Raw genomic sequence first — 19450 nt, forward strand, 5'->3', positions numbered from 1 at the left:
TACAGGTGTTCCACTTTGTTCTGCACCTTGAATATCCGCTGTTGTTACATCGTCTCCTTCTGGGTCAGCAGGTACTACTACCGCTGTATAGTCAGCTGTTACAGGTGTTCCGTTTGTATCTTTACGTTGAACTTTGATTGGTGTTCCTTTACCTGTGAATTGTTTATCTGGAGTGAATGTTACTTCTCCAGTTTCTGGATCTACTGTGTAAGTTCCTTCTCCATCAATTGTTACTGAGTCTACTGGTTGACCAGTTTTTGGATCGATTAGTTTAGCTGGCTCTTTAGTATCGATAGGTACTTCTACTTCTTTTCCATCGATTGTTACTTTACCAGGTTTGAATTCAGGAGTTCCTTTTTGTTCTGCTCCTTGAATATCTTTTGTGAATGTATCTACACCTTTTGGTGTTACTGGTTTAACAGTCGGTGTGTAAGTTGCTGTTGTTGGAGTTCCATTCGCATCTTTCGCTTGAACTGTAGCTGGTACTGGAGTACCCGTAAAGTCTTTATTTGGTGTGAATGTTACTTTACCTGTTGTTGGATCGATTGTGTATGTACCAACTTCTTTTCCATTAGCGTCTTTTGCTGGAATTGTTGTTTCGTCAGTTGGTTGTCCAGTAGCTGGATCAATTAATTTAGCTGGTTGTTCAGCATCGATCTTCATAGGAACTTTAGCATCACCTGGTGTGAATGTTGGAGTTCCTTCTTGTGGTTGTCCTTGTGCACCTTCAGTTTTTGTTGGTTTTCCTGTTGGTTCTACTGGAGTGATGTTTGGAGTGTAAGTTGTTGTTACTGGAGTTCCATTTGTATCTTTAGCTCGGATAGTAACTGGTTGTACTTCTCCTGCATATGTTTTATCAGTTGGTGTAAATACCGCAGTTGCTTTACCGTCTACAACTTTAAGTGTATATGTACCGATAACATCTCCTGCTGGGTTTTTAGCTGGTACTGATTCTGCTGGTTGTCCATCTTCACCTAATAATGTAAATGAATTAGGGTCAAGTGGTACTTCTTTTTCAACACCGTTAACAGTTGCTTTACCAGGTTTGAATGTTACTTCTTTAGATTGTTCAACACCTTGTACATCAGTTGTTTCAGCTGGTTCTGCAGTTGGTGTTACACCTACGATAGTTGGAGTGTAAGTTGTGTTTACTTTAGTTCCGTTTTCGTCTTCTGCTTGAACTTTTGCTGGTTGTACTTTACCTTTGTATTCTTTATTCGTTGGTGTGAAGGTTACTTTGTTCGTAGCTGGGTCAATTGTGTATTCCCCTACTTTGTTTCCTTCTGGATCCAAAGCATCTACTGGAGTACCTGGTGCTACTGGGTTACCTGAAGCATCAAGTAGAACCGCTGAGTTAGCTTTGATTGGTACTGATTTTTTCTTACCTTCTACTGTTGTTTCACCAGGTGCAAATGATACAGTTCCATCTTGTGGTTGTCCTTGGATACCTGAAGATTCTGCTGGTGTTGCTGTTGGTGTTACACCTACGATGTGTGGCGTGTAAGTAGTATTTACTTTAGTTCCATTTTTATCTTCAGCTTGAACTTTAGCTGGTGTTACTTTACCAGTGTAAGATTTGTCTGTTGGTGTGAATGTTACTTCACCTGTAGCTGGGTCTACTGTGTATTCCCCTACTTTATTACCTTTTTCATCTAAAGCATCTACTGGTCCAGTTGCTTCTGTTCCATCTGGATTTAATAGTTTTACAGAGTTTTCTTTAATTGGTACTTCTGCATTTCCTGCTGTGAATGTAGGAGTTCCTTTTTGAGTCTCACCTTGTACTCCTGCAGAGTCTGCTGGTTTAGCTGTTGGTTCTACAGCAGTTACTGTTGGAGTGTATTTTGTAGTAGCTGTCGCTGTTACTGGTTGACCATCTTTATCTTGACCTACTGGTGCTGTTAATGTTACGTCAACACCTGAAGCTGTTCCTGTAAATGTTGGAAGTGGTTGGAATGTTACTTCACCTGTTGTTGGGTTGATTGTGTAAGTTCCTTCTCCATCAACCGTTACAGAATCCACTTTAGCGCCAGTTTTTGGATCTACTAATTTAGCTGGGTAAGTAGCACTTGGTGTTACTGGTGTAGCTGAATCACCTTCTGTTTTGAATGTTGGAGTTTTCTTCTGTTCTTTACCTTGTACATCTGTTGATGTTTCAGGATCTGCAGTGATTTCTTTTGGAGTTACTGTTGGAATATAAACAGCATCCATAGTTTTTGTAGCTCCTGCTGAGTGAGTTCCATCATTGATGTTTTCAAGTCCATTTTGAGCTGTTAATGCAGTCCATCCAGTTGATTGACCATTTGAGTCTACTGCACGTAATACGACACCATCAGCTTTACCTACGAAGTTAGCTTCTGGAGTAAATGTAATCTTATCATCTGTTACTGTATATGTACCTTGACCTGCTTTAGTGTAAGTTTTTGTTAATGTTCCGTCTGGATTAACAATCATTACACCTTCAGATTGAACTTTCTTAGTAGTTTCAGCACTGATTACATTACTTTGTTCAGTATACTGAATTTTACCGTATGAGTTGAATGTAGTTTTACCATTGTTAGAACCTAGGTCAGATGCATCGTCACCTAATGGACGTGTTCTGAATTCGATACCTACTGATTGAGTTTCACCTTGTTTACCCGTAGTTTCTTCTTTATCTCCACGTGGTGGGTGAATTACTTGGATTTGGTTATCTTCTACTTCCCCTGAGTATGCAATTCCTACAGCTTTTTCTACTTGAGCTTCATCTTTTGCGATACGAACACGGAAGTTTACTACATCTTTAGTAGTGTCGATTACTTGAGTGTTTGTAAATGTTAATTCTACTGTTTGATCATTTCCTGTTACTGTAGCAATATTAGATTCTTCACCTTTATCAAATTTACCGTTTCCGTTGAAATCAATAAATCCACGCACATAAGCTGGTGCAACTGTACCTGTATAATTATCATTACCATTAGCTGAAGCTCTAACTTTAACTTTATAAGTATTTTCTGGCCCTCTAACTAATTGTACTTCTGGACGACCCGTATCTTTGTTAATATGTACATTTTCTGGAGCAATAAGTTGATCTACACCTTCATCCCCAGTTTCTGTTGCATCATCAGAACCTATTCCACGTACTCTTGTACCTGGTGCAGAGTCGATATCCGCTTTAACTTTACCTAAGTATGGTTGTTGAATTTGTTTAATTGCTTTTGTATCATAATCAATAGATTGAGTTCTTAAGTAGTGTTCAGCCATTCCATAAGATTCTGGAAGATCTCCAAAGTCTGAGAACTTAATACCAATCATAGAAGACTGTTGTCCAGAAGACATGATATAAAATCCTACTTCAGTTACGTTTGCCGTAGATAACACTGGAGTTCCAGATCCGTTTTGATTTATGTAACCTCCAAACACTTGTGAACCTAGACCTGCAGTAGCTGCATCAGGAGTCGCAAATTTTTTACCACTTAGAGCATTATAGAATTTTTCATCTTGCCATTTAAGGATAGCAGTTTTACCACCATTCATATCTTTAAATTGATCAAGAGGCTTATAGGCATTTTTATTAGAACCATATCCAACAATTGAAGCTAAGTCCCATGGAGTACCATCTGTCGTATAAATCTCAGACTCAAGAGGCCCAATATCTTCCCCAGATGTCATAACAATACCAGGTTTTACAGGTTTACCATTATAAGTCGCTGTTACATCGAATTTAACCCCAGCTGCTTGACCATTTTTAGGCTGTCCTGCAGGGTTTGTTCCTGCGATTGTTGTTTTAGCTCTACCAGTTGTTATACCAGAATTAGCAACGTGTGTCCATCTATTTTGAGGATTCGCTCCAAGTCCTGTTGCTCCATTATCTGGGTTAAATTTATTTTCTTTATCCGGTTGATAAGAACTTTCTAAATCAGTTCCCGCTACACGGTTTTTGAATATTTCAGTTGATTCGAACGGTTTCAGTTCTTTAACTTTCATCGTAACAATGTAACCAGGAATCAATTCTTTTGTATATGTAGAACCAATTTGAAGCTGATTATTTGCGTTTAATCCTGTCCATGCACTCGTATCTCCAAAGTCTAACCATTGGATTTGGTCATTTAAGTCTTTAATTTCTTTTAAGTTATTTTCTTTAGTTCTAACTTTTATATCTGATAATGAAGAATAACCATGATCTTCTAACCATTTTTCCCCTGTTTCAGTAGAAGCATCTTTAAGTGCTGTTGTTTGAGCCTCTGCCAAGTTAACTGCAAACTTACCGTCACGGCCGATTTCTGCGTTTTTCAATTCATTGTAAACTGCAAGGATTGATTCATTAAGTCGTTCCAATTGTGCATCTACTTGCTCTTTTGTGACACTCTTATCAGCAAGAAGAGCCTTAGTTTCAGTCAGTACTGCTTGGTTTTTAGCTACCGCTGCTGTAACTGCTGCCTTGTTTTCTTCTTTGACATCTGCCTTAGCAAGCTCAGTTTCAGCCAATTTGTTGGTTACTTCAGCTTCTGATGATACTTGTGTCAGAGTTGTTCTTGCTACTGAAAGAGCTTTTTCAGCTGGAGTTGCTTTCTTTTCAGCTTCAGCTTTCACAGCTTCTTTTTTAGCCGCTTGTTGCTTATCAAAACCAGCAGTATTTGATTCAGTAACTACAGTACTTAATGCTGATACAGTTTCTGCTTGAGCATCTACATCAGCTTGACTAGCATCTGCTTTTGCAAGAGTTGCTTTAGCTGCTGCCAATACTTCCTTAGCTGAGCTCACTACTGTAGCATCTGCATATTTAGCAGTTGAAAGTTTAGACTCCAAAGTAGCAATACTTGCTTCAAGGACAGCTTTATTTACTTTCTTAGTTTCCTGTACTTTAACTTCAGGTTTCGCTTCTTCTACTTTAGTTTCTGGCTTAACGGCTTCCTTCTCTTTATTAGAATCCGCTTGATTTGCTGGGGTAGCAGTTGCTGCTACTGATGCTTCAGCACCTTGAACTTCCGTTGCTGATACCGCACCATTTCCAAGGAACATCAAACCAGCTGCAATTGCTACCGATGCTGCTCCAAAGCTATATTTCCGGATACCATAACGGATGTACTTTTCTACTCTAAAATCTTGTTGTTGCTTGCCCTTCATTTAGACCCACAACCTCCTTTTTTATTTTGATGTTGATTTACAAGTTGTTGATATCGAAAACTCGCAGCTAACCCCAGATAGAACAAATGATGTTAGAAGTATTTTTTTATATCATAAAGTTGTCTACAACATACATCATTATGATATCACATTTTTTAGTCCATAGCAAATAAGATGGCGTATTTTTTATTCTAAATTTAAAATAAATATTTTCCGAAAATAAAATGATTTTCAGACTCTTTAACTTGTATAAGCAGATGTACCAAGCTGTTATAGGTCACATACTATATCTTCGCTTCATTAGTATATTAATTTATATTAACTATACATGTATATTTTATTTCCTTTTTTACAAACTTCCTTCTAATACAGAGTACAATTTACTTGTTTCATTAATTCACTCTCCAGCTCATTAGCTTTATTTTAAATCCCAGTCAATTAAAAGCTCTAGCTAGTTCATAACTCTAAAAATAGCTATCTCTATTTTAGACAGAATGAAATAGATAGCAAGTAACCTTCTATAAAGAAAAACTTTCTGTCTACTTTATTCCCCCTAACTGTGCTATACTTAATTTAGTACATTCTTTGAGATTGGAGCTAGTATGAAAATCCATAAAACTGTGAATCCTGTTGCCTATGAAAACACCTATTACCTGGAAGGTGAAAAATACCTCATCGTTGTCGACCCTGGTAGCCATTGGGAAGCTATTCGTCAGACAATAGAGAACATCAACAAACCTATCTGTGCTATTCTCTTGACCCACGCCCATTATGACCATATCATGAGTTTAGACCTAGTTCGCGAGACTTTTGGAAATCCTCCTGTCTATATCGCAGAGAGTGAAGCCAGCTGGCTCTACACTCCTGCCGACAATCTCTCTGGACTTCCTCGCCACGATGATATGACAGATGTGGTCGCAAAACCTGCAGAGCACACCTTTGCCTTTCATGAAGAATACCAACTGGAGGAATTTCGTTTTACTGTCTTGCCAACTCCTGGTCACTCTATCGGTGGTGTTTCTATCGTCTTTCCTGATGCTCACCTAGTCTTAACAGGGGATGCTCTTTTCCGAGAAACAATCGGACGGACCGACCTTCCTACTGGTAGCATGGAGCAACTCCTTCATAGCATCCAGACCCAACTCTTCACCCTGCCAAACTATGACGTCTATCCAGGGCATGGTCCAGCTACTACTATTGCTCACGAAAAGACCTTCAATCCTTTTTTCTAGCTAGCAAAAAACCAAGGAATTTTTTATCCTTGGTTTTTGTGTACTGCTATTCAATTCTCCATTCTTTGATTTTAGAATCTAGTCTAGTATTGAATTTCATCGAATACTAGTTGACTGGCTGAAATTCTTTCCATTCAAATTTAGCTAAATCAAGTTCATTAGAAGAAATCCCTAAGATTTGCTCTGGCTTTTGATCACTACCTATTTGAAAGATTCCTTCTTTAATCTTCTGTACTCCGTCTTTATCAAAAGCATATAGACTTAAGTTCATTTCTGGTCGTGTTGACTGCCAGTCTGCATATCTGACTTGACCATTTTCATAGATAACTAAACTGGAACGAAAACCACCTGCAGAAGCTACATAAGCTGTATGGAGCAACTTGGGTTGTTTATTCTCTAAATAGTAAATGGCCCCTATATATTTTTTATCTCCAATAATCAATTCATCCTGACCATCCTTATTTAAATCAGCAAACACATAATGAAGACTAGCTGGTTTATCGTAGGTGCTTAGTGTAAAGATATAGCCATACTCTTCAGAAAAAATCTTGTTCTGTTTCAACTTTTCATACAAGGATTCTCGGTCGCCACTACTTAAAAGTGCCTGATAGTGATTGTACCGCTCTATTACTTCCTTGTACAAATCTTTTCCTGTTTCGCTTTTCGTTTCCATTGTTGTTGACGGCGTTGCCATTGAAGAACTTGTACTAGTTTGGCTCTCTGACTTCGTAGAGCTTTCCTTCTGTTCCTCTTTGGTAGAAGATGATTGTGTTGCCGAAGGTTCTATTTTTTCATCTTTTTTGTTTGCACCACAAGATGCTAAAACAAAAATAGTAAGAATAACTGAAAATATCATTAAAAATTTCTTCATATTAATCTCTTTATCCCATTCTTTGAAAATTTTACCATTATCTTCGATTCATTACCAAATAATGACGCGCTCTTCTGGTGAACGCCACATACCGTCGCCTTCTTTGACATCATAGGTTGTAAAGAAATCATCAAAGTTTGGTACTTGTACATTGACACGGAGTTTCGCTGGTGCGTGCACATCGACGCTAGCCAAGAGTTTCATAAATTCTGGACGACCTTTCATGCGCCAAATACGACCAAAGTTGTAGAAGAATTCTTCTGCTGAGAAGTCTAGTTCTCTCTTGGCTGCTTCAAGTGCTGCAGCGATTCCTCCCAAGTCAGCCACGTTTTCTGAGACAGTCAATTTGCCGTTGATGGTTGCTCCATAAGAATCCTGTCCATCAAATTGGTCAATGACTTTTTGTGTTTTCTCCTTGAAGGCAGCATAGTCACTCTCTGTCCACCAATCCTTGAGACTACCATTTTCATCAAAGGAAGCTCCGTTGGTGTCAAAGGCGTGGGAAATTTCATGGGCAATAACCGCCCCAATACCACCGTAGTTAGCAGAAGATGACTGATGCAAGTCATAGAAAGGAGCCTGTAAAATGGCTGCTGGGAAGACAATCAAGTTCTTCTGTGGATTGTAGTAGGCATTGACCATATGAGCAGGCATGCCCCATTCCTTGTAGTCTACAGGCTGGTTCCACTTGCTCCAACTGTGCTTGATTTCTACACGCGCAAAGGCTAGAGCATTGTCAAAAAGACTAGCATTTTCATCCACTACCTTGTCCTTGTAGCGTTCTGGCAATTCTTCTGGGTAACCGATGTAAGGCTTGATAACATTGAGTTTGACGATGGCCTTGTCACGAGTTTCAGGAGTTAGCCAGTCATTTTTAGCCAAGCGTTCCTTATAGACATCAATCATGGTTGCCACTTTTTTCTCCACATCTGCCTTGGCCTCTGGAGAGAATTTTTCATGGGCATACCAGAGACCCAAGGCTTGTTTGAAAGGACCTTGTGCTAGCTGGTAGGCTGCCTTGACCTTGTCTTTGGCTTCTGGAACTCCTGAAAGCGCACGGCTATAGGCACCTGACAAGACACGAATTTCTTCTGTTAAATAGCTGGTTGAGAGATTCACAACACTTAAAATTAAGGTTGCCTTGAGGAGAGGCCAAGCCTCTTCACTATAGAATTGGTCTGCTGCTTGCCAGAAACGTTCCTCGTCTACGATAACCTTGTCTGGTACTTGTCCAAGAACGGCTTGGAAGAAGTCATCCAAAGGTAGGGCAGGCGCAAATTTCTTGAAATCTTCGTAATCATATGGATGGTAAAGTTTAGCATACTCTGAACTTTCTTCATTAGAAAGCACCACTGCTGCAATTCGGCGATCCAATTCAAGTCTTTTCTCTAGCAAGTCTTCAATTTCTGCATCAGAGAAATCATAAGCCTTGAGAAGATTTGCGCTGCTTTCTTTCCAAAGAGTCAAGAGCTCTTCGCGCTGAGGATGGTCTTCTGCATAGTAGGTCGTATCTGGCAGGATCGTGCTTGGAGCACTGGCCCATAGAACATTGATTCTTGCATCCATAAAGTCTGGCGATACACCAAAAGGAAGGAAGTTAGGTTTTCCTGCAAGTTCAAACTCTGCTAGTCTAGCTGTAAAATCCGCAAAAGTCTCCAACTCTTGGAATTCTTTAAGGAGTGGTAAGACAGGTGTGATACCGTCAGCTTCTCTCTTATCAAAATCACGAACTAGGCGGTGGTATTTGACAAAGTTTGCCAAGATAGGATCCTCAGGCACCTCTTCTCCTGCCAACCACTTGTCTGTTGTCGCCAACATCAAGTCTTCAATTTCCTGGTCTAAATCAACAAAACCTCCTGTTTGAGACTTATCTGCTGGGATTTCAGCTGTCTTCTGCCATTCTCCATTGATTGCATCATAAAAATCATCTTGATAACGTGTCATCTTGTTCTCGCTTTCATTTTTTAAGTTATTGCTAGCTTAACAAAAATTGCTTGGGAATGCAATTAAAAATGGACTTTCCTTTTTCATCATTTTTCAGTTATTATTTTAAATTTTTCAAAAATTAACTTGACTTAATTTTTTTTTTAAGGTATATTAAGAGTTAGGAGGAATATAAGTTTATGATACGTATCGAAAACCTCAGTGTCTCCTACAAAGAAACGTTGGCACTTAAGGATATTTCACTAGTGCTCCAAGGACCAACAATTACCGGAATCATTGGTCCAAACGGTGCCGGAAAATCAACATTATTAAAAGGTATGCTGGGAATTATCCCACATCAAGGTCAGGCATTTCTCGATGACAAGGAAGTTAAAAAATCCTTACACCGAATTGCCTATGTCGAACAAAAAATCAATATCGACTACAACTTTCCCATCAAGGTCAAGGAATGCGTCTCGCTAGGACTCTTTCCCTCTATCCCTCTCTTTCGCAGTTTAAACGCTAAACATTGGAAAAAAGTAGAGGAAGCCCTTGAAATCATCGGCCTAGCTGACTACGCAGAACGGCAAATCAGTCAACTGTCTGGAGGTCAATTCCAGCGGGTCTTGATTGCCAGATGCTTGGTGCAGGAAGCCGATTATATCCTCTTGGATGAACCCTTTGTTGGGATTGACTCTGTCAGTGAGGAAATCATCATGAATACGCTGAGAGATTTGAAAAAAGCTGGGAAGACGGTTCTCATCGTCCACCACGATCTCAGCAAGGTTCCCCACTACTTCGATCAAGTCTTACTTGTCAATCGAGAAGTGATCGCCTTTGGTCCGACCAAAGAAACCTTTACCGAAACCAATCTCAAAGAAGCTTACGGTAATCGACTCTTTTTCAATGGAGGTGACCTATGATTGCAGAATTTATCGATGGATTGCAAAAATTCCATTTCCTACAAAATGCCTTGATAACAGCTATTGTCGTCGGGATCGTAGCTGGAGCTGTGGGATGTTTCATCATTCTACGCGGGATGTCACTCATGGGAGATGCTATTTCACATGCTGTCTTACCAGGTGTAGCCCTCTCCTTCATCTTGGGCCTTGACTTCTTTATCGGAGCCATTGTCTTTGGATTGCTAGCTGCTATCATCATTACCTACATCAAGGGGAACTCGATTATCAAAAGCGATACCGCCATCGGCATTACCTTTTCTTCTTTCTTAGCCCTCGGTATCATCTTGATTAGTGTCGCTAAAAGTTCAACTGACCTTTTCCATATCCTTTTTGGTAATATCTTGGCCGTCCAAGATACGGATATGTTTATTACTATGGGTGTTGGGGCAGTCATTCTCTTGTTAATCTGGATTTTCTTCAAGCAACTCTTGATCACTTCCTTTGATGAACTCTTGGCTAAAGCCATGGGAATGCCTGTCAATTTCTATCACTACCTTCTCATGGTACTCCTGACTCTTGTGTCTGTGACAGCCATGCAAAGTGTCGGAACTATCCTGATTGTAGCCATGCTGATTACCCCAGCTGCAACTGCTTATCTGTATGCTAATAGCCTGAAAAGCATGATTTTCCTTTCCTCAACCTTTGGAGCTACAGCTTCAGTTTTGGGACTCTTTATCGGCTATAGCTTTAACGTTGCGGCAGGTTCTAGTATCGTGCTTACAGCTGCTAGTTTCTTTCTAATTAGCTTCTTTATCGCTCCAAAACAACGATATTTGAAACTGAAAAATAAACATTTGTTAAAATAAGGGGCAAAACCCCAATAAATTGGAGGATCTAATGAAAAAATTAGGTACATTACTCGTTCTCTTTCTTTCCGTCATTGCTCTTGTAGCATGTGCAAGTGGAAAAAAAGATGCAGCTTCTGGTCAAAAACTAAAAGTTGTTGCTACAAACTCAATCATCGCTGATATTACTAAAAATATTGCTGGTGACAAGATTGATCTTCACAGTATCGTTCCTGTTGGTCAAGACCCACACGAATACGAACCACTCCCTGAAGACGTTAAGAAAACATCTCAAGCTGATTTGATTTTCTACAACGGTATCAACCTTGAAACAGGTGGCAATGCTTGGTTTACAAAATTGGTAGAAAATGCCAAGAAAACTGAAAACAAAGACTACTTTGCAGTCAGCGAAGGCGTTGATGTTATCTACCTTGAAGGCCAAAACGAAAAAGGCAAAGAAGACCCACACGCTTGGCTCAACCTTGAAAATGGGATGATTTTTGCTAAAAACATCGCAAAACAATTGAGCGCTAAAGACCCTAGCAACAAGGAATTCTACGAAAAAAATCTCAAAGAATATACTGATAAGCTAGACAAACTTGACAAGGAAGCTAAGGAGAAATTTAACAACATCCCTGCTGAGAAAAAACTCATTGTAACCAGCGAAGGATGCTTCAAATACTTCTCTAAAGCCTACGGTGTCCCAAGTGCCTATATTTGGGAAATTAATACTGAAGAAGAAGGAACTCCTGACCAAATCAAGACCTTGGTTGAAAAACTTCGCCAAACAAAAACTCCTTCCCTCTTTGTAGAATCAAGTGTGGATGACCGTCCAATGAAGACTGTTTCACAAGATACAAACATCCCAATCTACGCACAAATCTTTACTGACTCTATCGCAGAACAAGGTAAAGAAGGCGACAGTTACTACAACATGATGAAATACAACCTTGACAAGATTGCTGAAGGATTGGCAAAATAATACTCTGAAAAACGTCATTCTCTCATGAGCTGGCGTTTTTTCTATGCCCATATTTCCGGTCAAATCATTGGAAAATTCCGACTGTTTCAGCTAAAATGGAAGAAAAAAGATTGGAGTATCCTATGGTAACTTTTCTCGGAAATCCTGTGAGCTTTACAGGTAAACAACTACAAGTCGGCGACAAGGCACTTGATTTTTCACTTACTACAACAGACCTTTCTAAAAAATCTCTGGCTGATTTTGATGGAAAGAAAAAAGTCTTGAGTGTCGTGCCTTCTATCGATACAGGCATCTGCTCAACTCAAACGCGTCGTTTTAATGAAGAACTGGCTGGACTGGACAACACAGTCGTATTGACTGTTTCTATGGACCTACCATTTGCCCAAAAACGTTGGTGTGGTGCTGAAGGCATTGAAAATGCCATCATGCTCTCAGACTATTTCGACCATTCCTTTGGACGTGATTATGCCCTCTTAATCAATGAGTGGCACCTATTGGCACGCGCAGTTTTTGTCCTCGATACTGACAATACTATTCGCTACGTTGAATACGTGGACAATATCAACTCTGAACCAAACTTCGAAGCCGCAATTGCAGCTGCTAAAGAACTAAATTAGAAGCCATTGTGGCAGATAGCTAGAGAAATCTAGCTTTTTTTGATATACTAGATAAAGATATTAGACAAGAGGAAACGAATGACCCCGAATAAAGAAGATTATCTAAAGTGTATTTATGAAATTGGCATAGATTTGCATAAGATTACCAACAAGGAAATTGCGGCTCGTATGCAAGTCTCTCCCCCTGCCGTAACTGAAATGATTAAACGGATGAAGAGCGAAAACCTCATCCTCAAGGACAAGGAATGCGGCTATCTACTGACTGACATCGGCCTCAAACTGGTCTCTGAGCTCTATCGTAAGCACCGTTTGATTGAAGTTTTTCTAGTCCATCATTTAGACTATACGAGTGACCAGATTCACGAGGAAGCTGAAGTCTTGGAACACACTGTCTCTGATTTATTCGTGGAGAGACTAGAAAAATTACTTGGATTCCCCAAGACCTGCCCTCACGGAGGAACTATTCCTGCCAAGGGAGAACTCTTAGTTGAAATCAATAACCTGCCACTAGCTGACATCAAGGAAGCTGGCGCCTACCGCCTGACTCGGGTGCACGATAGTTTTGACATTCTCCATTATCTGGACAAGCACTCACTTCACATCGGTGACCAACTCCAAGTCCAGCAGTTTGATGGCTTTAGCAATACCTTCACTATCCTCAGTAAAAACGAGGATTTACAAGTAAGTATGGACATTGCCAAACAACTCTATGTCGAAAAAATCGACTAATTTCTCAAGCACCCTACCAACCCTGAAAGTTTTATTTTCAGGGTTTTATTTCTATCATTTGATTTTACTTTCATTTAGTTGTAGAATATTTGTAAAAAAAAAGAAAGATAGTTTAACCTATGAAAAAATCACTAAAAATTTTTGCGACATCCAAATGGTTTGATCTCTTCGGCGTTGCTTTGGTCGTTGGGATTGCGATTGCATCTGGTTACCTCAACTCCCGCCTCGATAAATTTGTAGACTGGGGACCATGGACAGCACTTGTACCCTTTGGATTGATTTCCGTAACCAACGTTGGGATTTCCATGTTATCCACTCGTTTCACGGGAAAATTAAGCAAATGGGGAAATTACTTTGGTATTGTTAATACCATTTTGTCCGGTGCTATTGATTATATCCTTGGAAATAAGGCGGCTATTATCACCTATCCCGTCACCTTCCTCATTTATACCTTTGCTATTAAGAAATGGGAAGCTTCGCAAGAAGGCAGACCCAACCAAATGAGCCAAAAACAGGTAAAATTGGCGGCCATCATCATTTCAATCATCGCCTTCCTCTTTGCCTTTGTGACAAACTATATCGGATATGGGGGCAAGATGAATCTCCTTGCCTACGTAACAACTATTGCCTTTGCACTGTCCCTCATTGCCAATGCTTTTAACGCATTGAAACTAACAACTCAGTGGGGCTTCTGGTTGATTTACAATTTCGTTCAGCTGACAAAAGCTGGTATTCAAGGAAACTTTGCCAATATCGGAAAATACATCTTTTATATCCTCAATGCAATCGGAGCTTTATTTGTCTGGAATGATGAAGAAGTTAGGTAATAGAAGAAAACTTAAATAAAAAAACAAGTCGACTTAAGAGAATCTCCCTTCTGCTATTTTTATCATTTTACTTGTAACTCCCATTCTTTTGGAGTAGAATGAAGCTAGATAAAAGAGGGAGGTCATCTTATGAAAAATCTCTTTAGAATCCATTTTATAGCAATTGCAGTCATCGATTTGCTACTATTTGCATTTTTTAGCACTAGACCCGAGACATCTTTGGAGTGGCTCTTGCTCTCTGGTTTTATTTTCCTCCTTACTCAAGGACTCCTGTTATTTCGCTTGCTTGTCCAACTCAAACATCAATTCACTGAGATTTATCCTCAAATCAATAAAAAGATTCGCTTCTACTATTTAGGGGTTCTCTCCATTGATTTTCTATTTTTTGTCCTTTTAGCCTTCGTTAGTTCTCATCGTTTTTCATCTCTTATGCCAATCATCACTGCTTGCCATTCTACTTTTTATTATAAGACAGCTGGCCACCTAAGAGAAAACTATCCAGACTTTTACGACAAACATATCTCTTTATGGGAGTGTCTCTAAGGAAAAGGAGGTTTTATCATGAAGAAAATCATCTACATCAAAACCATTCAACTCCTTGTCATCGATGGAATTATGCTGGCATTTTTGACATTTAAAGGGGGACTTACTTGGGATTGGATTTTGATTTATAGCGGTTGGCTCATTTTCTTTCATCCTGTGCTATTGACCTATCTTTCCAACCAACTTTGTGACCACTTTAGTCACCTCTATTCCCAGATTAGACCAAGATTCTGGGGTTTTACCTTACAAATCCTCCTATGGGATATCCTGATGATTCTCTCCTTGCTGTTTTTAAGGGGTATCCCACTTTTCCTTCAGGGAACTCTCCTAATCATAGGTCATCTCATCCCTTCCTATCGCATAAGCCAAAGCCTGAAAAGAGATTTCCCCAAGGCCTATCAGAAACAGATTTCATTTTGGAGTATTTTGTAATAGATAAGAAAGACCAAGCCGGCTGGGCTTGGTCTTTCTTATCTATTTTTCGTATCAAGGATAATGGTGACTGGTCCGTCATTGACCAGCTCAACCTGCATGTCCGCACCAAAGATACCTGTCTGAACGGGCACTTCTTGCGCTAATTTTTGATTGAAAGCGTCATAGAAGTCTGATGCCATATCAGGCTTGGCTGCACCTGTAAAGGCTGGACGATTGCCTTTCTTAGTGTCTGCAAAGAGGGTAAACTGAGAAATAGAAAGGATTTGTCCTTCAATATCTTTGACAGACAGGTTCATCTTGCCTTCTGCGTCTGAAAAAATCCGCATGTTGACAAGCTTCCTCACAGCATAGTCCAAATCTTCCTCTTGGTCCTCTGGTCCAACACCAACCAGCAATAGGAGCCCCTGATTGATTTTTCCCTGAACCTGACCTTCGATACTCACTTGGGCTTTTGTAACCCGTTGGATAATGATTTTCATAATAGCCTTTCTAGTAAGAGCTAGGGCAATTAGCCGTTGGTCCGTTTTACAGAATAGACTTCTGGCACACTCTTAATCTTGTCCACGACCGAAGTCAGTGTCGAGAGGTTGGCAATGCCAAAGGATACATGGATATTAGCAAACTTCATATCCTTGGTTGGTTGGGCGTTGACTGTCGAGATATTCTTGGTTGTGTTTGAAAGAACTTGCAGTACATCGTTCAACAGTCCTGTACGGTTGAGACCATAGATATCGATATGAGCCATATACTCCTTATTTGAGTTTGAATACTGATCTTCCCACTCCACATCAAGGAGACGTTGCTCGTAGTTTTCTTGGGCACGCAGGTTCATACAGTCCACACGGTGAATAGCTACACCACGACCCTTGGTAATGTAGCCGACAATATCATCACCAGGAACAGGATTACAACACTTAGCAATCCGCACTAGGAGACCTGAGGCACCTTCAATGACCACTCCACCCTCATGCTTGACCTTGAGGGTTTCTTTGTTCTCAACCTTGACCTCGCCACCTTTGACAAGTTCTTCTGCTTCCGCCTTAGCCTTGGCACGTTCTTCTTCACGGCGTTCTTTTTCAGTCAGACGGTTAAAGACAGTAATAGCACCGATTTCGCCAAAACCAATGGCCGCAAAGAGAGATTCTTCTGTCTTGTAGCTGGTCTTTTGCAGAACTTGGTCCATATGGCGCTTGTCCATGAATTTATTGGCCACATAGCCATTTTCTTGGAACTGGGCCATCAGCATTTCACGACCCTTGTTGACAGACAATTCCTTATCTTGGTTTTTAAAGAACTGACGAATCTTGTTGCGGGCCTTGCTGGTCTTGACCATATTGAGCCAATCACGGCTTGGCCCAAAGGAGTTAGGGTTGGTGACAATTTCAACCTGATCCCCTGTCTTGAGCTTGGTTGTCAGTGGAACCATACGACCATTGACCTTGGCACCAGTTGCTTTTTCCCCGACTTTTGTATGGATTTCATAGGCAAAGTCAATCGGTCCTGAATCTTTTGGAAGGGAACGGACAGCTCCATCTGGAGTAAAGACATAAATCTCCTCAGCCAGATAGTTTTCCTTAACTGAATCGACAAATTCCTTAGCATCATCAGCCTGATCTTGGAGTTCCATCATCTCCTTGATCCAGTTCATTCCAATGGCTGATTCCTTGCTGTTGACCTGCCCCTTAATACCTTTCTTATAAGCCCAGTGAGCCGCAACCCCGTACTCTGCCACCTCGTGCATTTCCTTGGTCCGAATCTGGAATTCAATCGGTCCTTTTGGTCCATAGACAGTCGTATGGATAGACTGATAACCATTGGCCTTGCGGTTAGCGATATAGTCTTTGAAACGACCTGGCATTGGTTTCCAGAGTTCATGCACATAACCAAGCATGGCATAAACATCACTTTGGGTATCCAAAATACAACGAATGGCAATCAGGTCATAGATTTCCTCAAAACGCTTTCTCTTATCCTGCATTTTGCGGAAAATCGAGTAAATATGCTTGGGACGACCGTAAATCTTCCCATTTAGATGACGAACTGTCGTATATTCCTCTAATTTTGTGACTACCTCATCCACCAAGACTTCACGCTCTCTGCGCTTTTCCTTCATCATATGAGTAATCTTGTAAAACTCCGTTGGATTGAGATAACGGAAAGATAGGTCCTCTAATTCCCATTTGACACTGGAAATCCCCAAACGGTGGGCAAGTGGGGCATATATTTCCATGGTTTCTTTGGAAATACGCTCCTGCTTATCTTTTCGAAGGTGTTTCAGGGTCCGCATATTGTGCAAGCGGTCAGACAGTTTGACCAAGATAACACGGATGTCCTCAGACATGGCCATGAGCATCTTGCGATGATTTTCCGCTAATTGTTCCTCGATTGATTTGTACTCGACCTTACCAAGCTTGGTAACCCCATCAACGATTACCCGCACATCAGGGCCAAACTCTCTTTCCAAATCGTCCAAGGTCGCATCTGTATCTTCTACTACATCATGCAAGAAACCACAAGCTACCGTTACAGCATCCAATTTGAGCTTAGCTAAAATACCTGCCACTTGGATGGGGTGGATGATATAAGGCTCACCTGATTTGCGGTATTGACCACTATGGCATTCCACCGCATAGACCAAGGCCTTATGGACAAAATGGACATCCTCTTCCTTTAAATATTCTTTTGTTAAAGCGACAACTTCTTCGCCTGTTAAATTCACTTCTTTTGGCATCTCTACTCTCCAATTCTTCCTACCATTTTATCACTTTTTTAAGAATATGAAAACTAGAAAATTCCCTCTCAATCAATCCACATCTCAAAAAAACACTGCCAGATTTCTAGCAGTGTTTTGAGTTTCGTTTATCTTAGTAAACTGTTTTTTCAGTTTCTACATCGAAGAAGTGTGCTTTGTTCAAGTCAAATCCAAGTTCAACTGTTGCACCTGTTTGCAAGTAGTCACGAGCATCAACTTTAGCAACGAATTCATCTTTACCAACTTGGCAGTATAGGTGAGATTCTGAACCAAGCAATTCTGATACAGAGATAGTTGCTTTCACAACTGATTCTGGGAATGTTTCAAGGAAAGCAGGTTCTGCGTTCACGTCTTCTGGACGGATACCGAAGATCAATTCTTTACCTTCGTAACCTTTATCGCGAAGAACTTTCAAAGCACCTTCTGGAACTTTCAAGTTAAAGGCGTCACCAACGATGTGGTCACCGATCAATTTTACGTTGATGAAGTTCATAGCTGGGCTTCCGATGAATCCTGCTACGAATTTGTTAACTGGGTTTTTGTAAACTTCTTGAGGAGTACCGATTTGTTCTACACGTCCGATAGTACCAGTACCAGCAGGGTTTTTAGTAGCTGACATGATAACGATACGGTCTGCAAGTGTCATCGCTTCTGTTTGGTCGTGAGTTACGTAGATAGTTGTAGCTCCGATACGACGGTGGATTTTAGCGATTTCAGCACGCATGGATACACGAAGTTTCGCATCCAAGTTTGACAAAGGTTCGTCCATCAAGAACACTTTTGCATCACGGACAATGGCACGACCCATGGCAACACGTTGACGTTGACCACCTGAAAGGTCAGCTGGTTTACGATCCAAGAATTCTTTCAAACCAAGGATTGCTGCTGCTTCTTGCACACGTTTGTCGATGTCTTCTTTGCTGTATTTACGCAATTTCAAACCGAAAGCCATGTTGTCATAAACAGTCATGTGTGGGTAAAGAGCGTAGTTTTGGAATACCATGGCGATATCACGGTCTTTTGGAGCTACGTCGTTGACAACCACGCCATCGATAGATGCAGTACCTTCTGTGATGTCTTCAAGACCAGCAATCATACGAAGAGTTGTTGATTTACCACATCCTGAAGGACCTACGAAAACGATAAATTCTTTGTCTTTGATGTCCAAGTTGAAGTCTTCAACTGAGTAGTGTTCGCTATTTGGATATTTTTTGTAAATGTTTTTAAGATTCAATTCTACCATGAGGTGAACTCCTTTTGTCTTTTGATAGTTTTATTATAGATGAAAACGCTTTACTTTTCTATGGCAAGGTGACCAAAAAAATAAAAAAGTTCTGTGCAACTTGCACAAAACTTTATAAAATATCTGGTAAAATCAACTGATAACACAAGGTCAGGTCAGTCAATTCCTTCAACTGAAGCCCTGTCAATTCTTCCCATTTATCAATCTTGTATTGGAGAGAATTGCGGTGCAGATAGAGTTGCTGGGCTGTTTTAGTGAGAACAGCACTATTTTCCCAAAGAGAGAGAACAATCTCCTGAATCTGGTCTTGATCCAAAATCATCTGGTGTAGACACTCCTTTATTGCCTTCAAGTCCACGAGCCTTTCTCCCATACTCCAAAGATAAAGCTGAGAAAAGGTATGAACACCTTGGTGACCATGACGCCACCAAGTCTTAAACAAATCG

Annotated in this window: 17 protein-coding genes; 10 read left to right on the top strand and 7 right to left on the bottom strand. The window is 40.4% G+C overall.

Features of this window, described 5'->3' with window-relative positions:
* The coding region (locus tag PAN06_RS07540; RefSeq protein WP_269795981.1) for a GEVED domain-containing protein at positions 1-5103 on the bottom strand (5103 nt) is incomplete at its 3' end.
* A gap of 602 nt (positions 5104-5705) precedes the next feature.
* Between PAN06_RS07540 and PAN06_RS07545 the strand changes: the two genes are divergently transcribed.
* Positions 5706-6335, top strand: coding sequence for an MBL fold metallo-hydrolase (locus PAN06_RS07545; RefSeq protein WP_004263048.1), 630 nt, complete (start codon positions 5706-5708; stop codon positions 6333-6335).
* Positions 6336-6441: 106 nt separating this feature from the next.
* On the opposite strand, the gene PAN06_RS07550 is transcribed toward PAN06_RS07545, so the two are convergent.
* Positions 6442-7206 carry a hypothetical protein gene (locus PAN06_RS07550; RefSeq protein WP_004263052.1) on the bottom strand — a complete coding sequence of 255 codons (765 nt, stop codon included), beginning with the start codon at positions 7204-7206 and terminating at the stop codon, positions 6442-6444.
* Between the two features lie 51 nt (positions 7207-7257).
* A complete protein-coding gene (gene pepO / locus PAN06_RS07555; RefSeq protein ID WP_004263057.1) occupies positions 7258-9150 on the bottom strand; it encodes an endopeptidase PepO in 1893 nt (630 codons plus the stop codon).
* Between the two features lie 179 nt (positions 9151-9329).
* On the opposite strand from pepO, the gene PAN06_RS07560 reads away from it, so the two are divergent.
* The 9 genes from PAN06_RS07560 to PAN06_RS07595 all read left to right on the top strand — a co-directional run bounded on the left by PAN06_RS07560 (position 9330) and on the right by PAN06_RS07595 (position 15006).
* Complete coding sequence (locus tag PAN06_RS07560) at positions 9330-10052, top strand: metal ABC transporter ATP-binding protein (protein WP_125867308.1); 723 nt, start codon at positions 9330-9332, stop codon at positions 10050-10052.
* Complete coding sequence (locus PAN06_RS07565; protein ID WP_004263061.1) at positions 10049-10897, top strand: metal ABC transporter permease; 849 nt, start codon at positions 10049-10051, stop codon at positions 10895-10897. The genes PAN06_RS07560 and PAN06_RS07565 overlap by 4 nt, the downstream gene beginning before the upstream one ends.
* A gap of 31 nt (positions 10898-10928) precedes the next feature.
* Positions 10929-11858 carry a metal ABC transporter substrate-binding lipoprotein/adhesin PsaA gene (gene psaA, locus PAN06_RS07570; protein ID WP_000733076.1) on the top strand — a complete coding sequence of 310 codons (930 nt, stop codon included), beginning with the start codon at positions 10929-10931 and terminating at the stop codon, positions 11856-11858.
* Positions 11859-11980: 122 nt separating this feature from the next.
* Entirely contained in the window at positions 11981-12475 is a 495-nt protein-coding gene (gene tpx / locus PAN06_RS07575; RefSeq protein WP_033682328.1) for a thiol peroxidase, read from the top strand.
* Between the two features lie 78 nt (positions 12476-12553).
* The gene (locus PAN06_RS07580) at positions 12554-13204 is read left to right on the top strand and encodes a metal-dependent transcriptional regulator (RefSeq protein ID WP_004263083.1); all 651 of its coding nucleotides are present in this window, start codon (positions 12554-12556) and stop codon (positions 13202-13204) included.
* Positions 13185-13367 (top strand): hypothetical protein, encoded by a 183-nt coding sequence (locus PAN06_RS14395; protein ID WP_042898761.1) that lies wholly within the window; start codon positions 13185-13187, stop codon positions 13365-13367. The genes PAN06_RS07580 and PAN06_RS14395 overlap by 20 nt, the downstream gene beginning before the upstream one ends.
* A complete protein-coding gene (locus PAN06_RS07585) occupies positions 13324-14031 on the top strand; it encodes a nicotinamide mononucleotide transporter (RefSeq protein WP_004263086.1) in 708 nt (235 codons plus the stop codon). Before PAN06_RS14395 ends, PAN06_RS07585 begins: the two co-directional genes overlap by 44 nt.
* Before the next feature lie 129 nt (positions 14032-14160).
* On the top strand, positions 14161-14574 hold the full coding sequence (locus tag PAN06_RS07590; RefSeq protein ID WP_269795982.1) for a hypothetical protein: 414 nt from the start codon (positions 14161-14163) through the stop codon (positions 14572-14574).
* 18 nt (positions 14575-14592) lie between these two features.
* Positions 14593-15006: a hypothetical protein gene (locus tag PAN06_RS07595; RefSeq protein WP_269795983.1), complete on the top strand. Its 414-nt coding sequence runs from the start codon at positions 14593-14595 to the stop codon at positions 15004-15006.
* A 38-nt stretch (positions 15007-15044) separates the two neighbouring features.
* Here PAN06_RS07595 and dtd read toward each other — a convergent pair whose 3' ends face one another.
* From dtd to PAN06_RS07615, 4 genes are all read right to left on the bottom strand, one after another.
* Positions 15045-15488 carry a D-aminoacyl-tRNA deacylase gene (dtd, locus tag PAN06_RS07600; protein WP_223330257.1) on the bottom strand — a complete coding sequence of 148 codons (444 nt, stop codon included), beginning with the start codon at positions 15486-15488 and terminating at the stop codon, positions 15045-15047.
* 29 nt (positions 15489-15517) lie between these two features.
* A complete protein-coding gene (locus PAN06_RS07605; RefSeq protein ID WP_269795984.1) occupies positions 15518-17740 on the bottom strand; it encodes a bifunctional (p)ppGpp synthetase/guanosine-3',5'-bis(diphosphate) 3'-pyrophosphohydrolase in 2223 nt (740 codons plus the stop codon).
* Positions 17741-17873: 133 nt separating this feature from the next.
* Positions 17874-19004, bottom strand: coding sequence for a sn-glycerol-3-phosphate ABC transporter ATP-binding protein UgpC (gene ugpC, locus PAN06_RS07610; protein ID WP_269795985.1), 1131 nt, complete (start codon positions 19002-19004; stop codon positions 17874-17876).
* 112 nt (positions 19005-19116) lie between these two features.
* Positions 19117-19450 (bottom strand): helix-turn-helix domain-containing protein (locus tag PAN06_RS07615; protein WP_269795986.1); only part of this gene is annotated, 334 nt, incomplete at its 5' end.

The sequence above is a fragment of the Streptococcus sp. SM3 genome (assembly GCF_027497875.1).

Bases quoted from the DNA above. Each gene is read 5' to 3' on its own strand.
- PAN06_RS07545 (WP_004263048.1), top strand. From the start codon at position 5,706: ATGAAAATCCATAAAACTGTGAATCCTGTTGCCTATGAAAACACCTAT.
- PAN06_RS07550 (WP_004263052.1), bottom strand. From the start codon at position 7,206: ATGAAGAAATTTTTAATGATATTTTCAGTTATTCTTACTATTTTTGTT.
- pepO (WP_004263057.1), bottom strand. From the start codon at position 9,150: ATGACACGTTATCAAGATGATTTTTATGATGCAATCAATGGAGAATGG.
- PAN06_RS07560 (WP_125867308.1), top strand. From the start codon at position 9,330: ATGATACGTATCGAAAACCTCAGTGTCTCCTACAAAGAAACGTTGGCA.
- PAN06_RS07565 (WP_004263061.1), top strand. From the start codon at position 10,049: ATGATTGCAGAATTTATCGATGGATTGCAAAAATTCCATTTCCTACAA.
- psaA (WP_000733076.1), top strand. From the start codon at position 10,929: ATGAAAAAATTAGGTACATTACTCGTTCTCTTTCTTTCCGTCATTGCT.
- tpx (WP_033682328.1), top strand. From the start codon at position 11,981: ATGGTAACTTTTCTCGGAAATCCTGTGAGCTTTACAGGTAAACAACTA.
- PAN06_RS07580 (WP_004263083.1), top strand. From the start codon at position 12,554: ATGACCCCGAATAAAGAAGATTATCTAAAGTGTATTTATGAAATTGGC.
- PAN06_RS14395 (WP_042898761.1), top strand. From the start codon at position 13,185: ATGTCGAAAAAATCGACTAATTTCTCAAGCACCCTACCAACCCTGAAA.
- PAN06_RS07585 (WP_004263086.1), top strand. From the start codon at position 13,324: ATGAAAAAATCACTAAAAATTTTTGCGACATCCAAATGGTTTGATCTC.
- PAN06_RS07590 (WP_269795982.1), top strand. From the start codon at position 14,161: ATGAAAAATCTCTTTAGAATCCATTTTATAGCAATTGCAGTCATCGAT.
- PAN06_RS07595 (WP_269795983.1), top strand. From the start codon at position 14,593: ATGAAGAAAATCATCTACATCAAAACCATTCAACTCCTTGTCATCGAT.
- dtd (WP_223330257.1), bottom strand. From the start codon at position 15,488: ATGAAAATCATTATCCAACGGGTTACAAAAGCCCAAGTGAGTATCGAA.
- PAN06_RS07605 (WP_269795984.1), bottom strand. From the start codon at position 17,740: ATGCCAAAAGAAGTGAATTTAACAGGCGAAGAAGTTGTCGCTTTAACA.
- ugpC (WP_269795985.1), bottom strand. From the start codon at position 19,004: ATGGTAGAATTGAATCTTAAAAACATTTACAAAAAATATCCAAATAGC.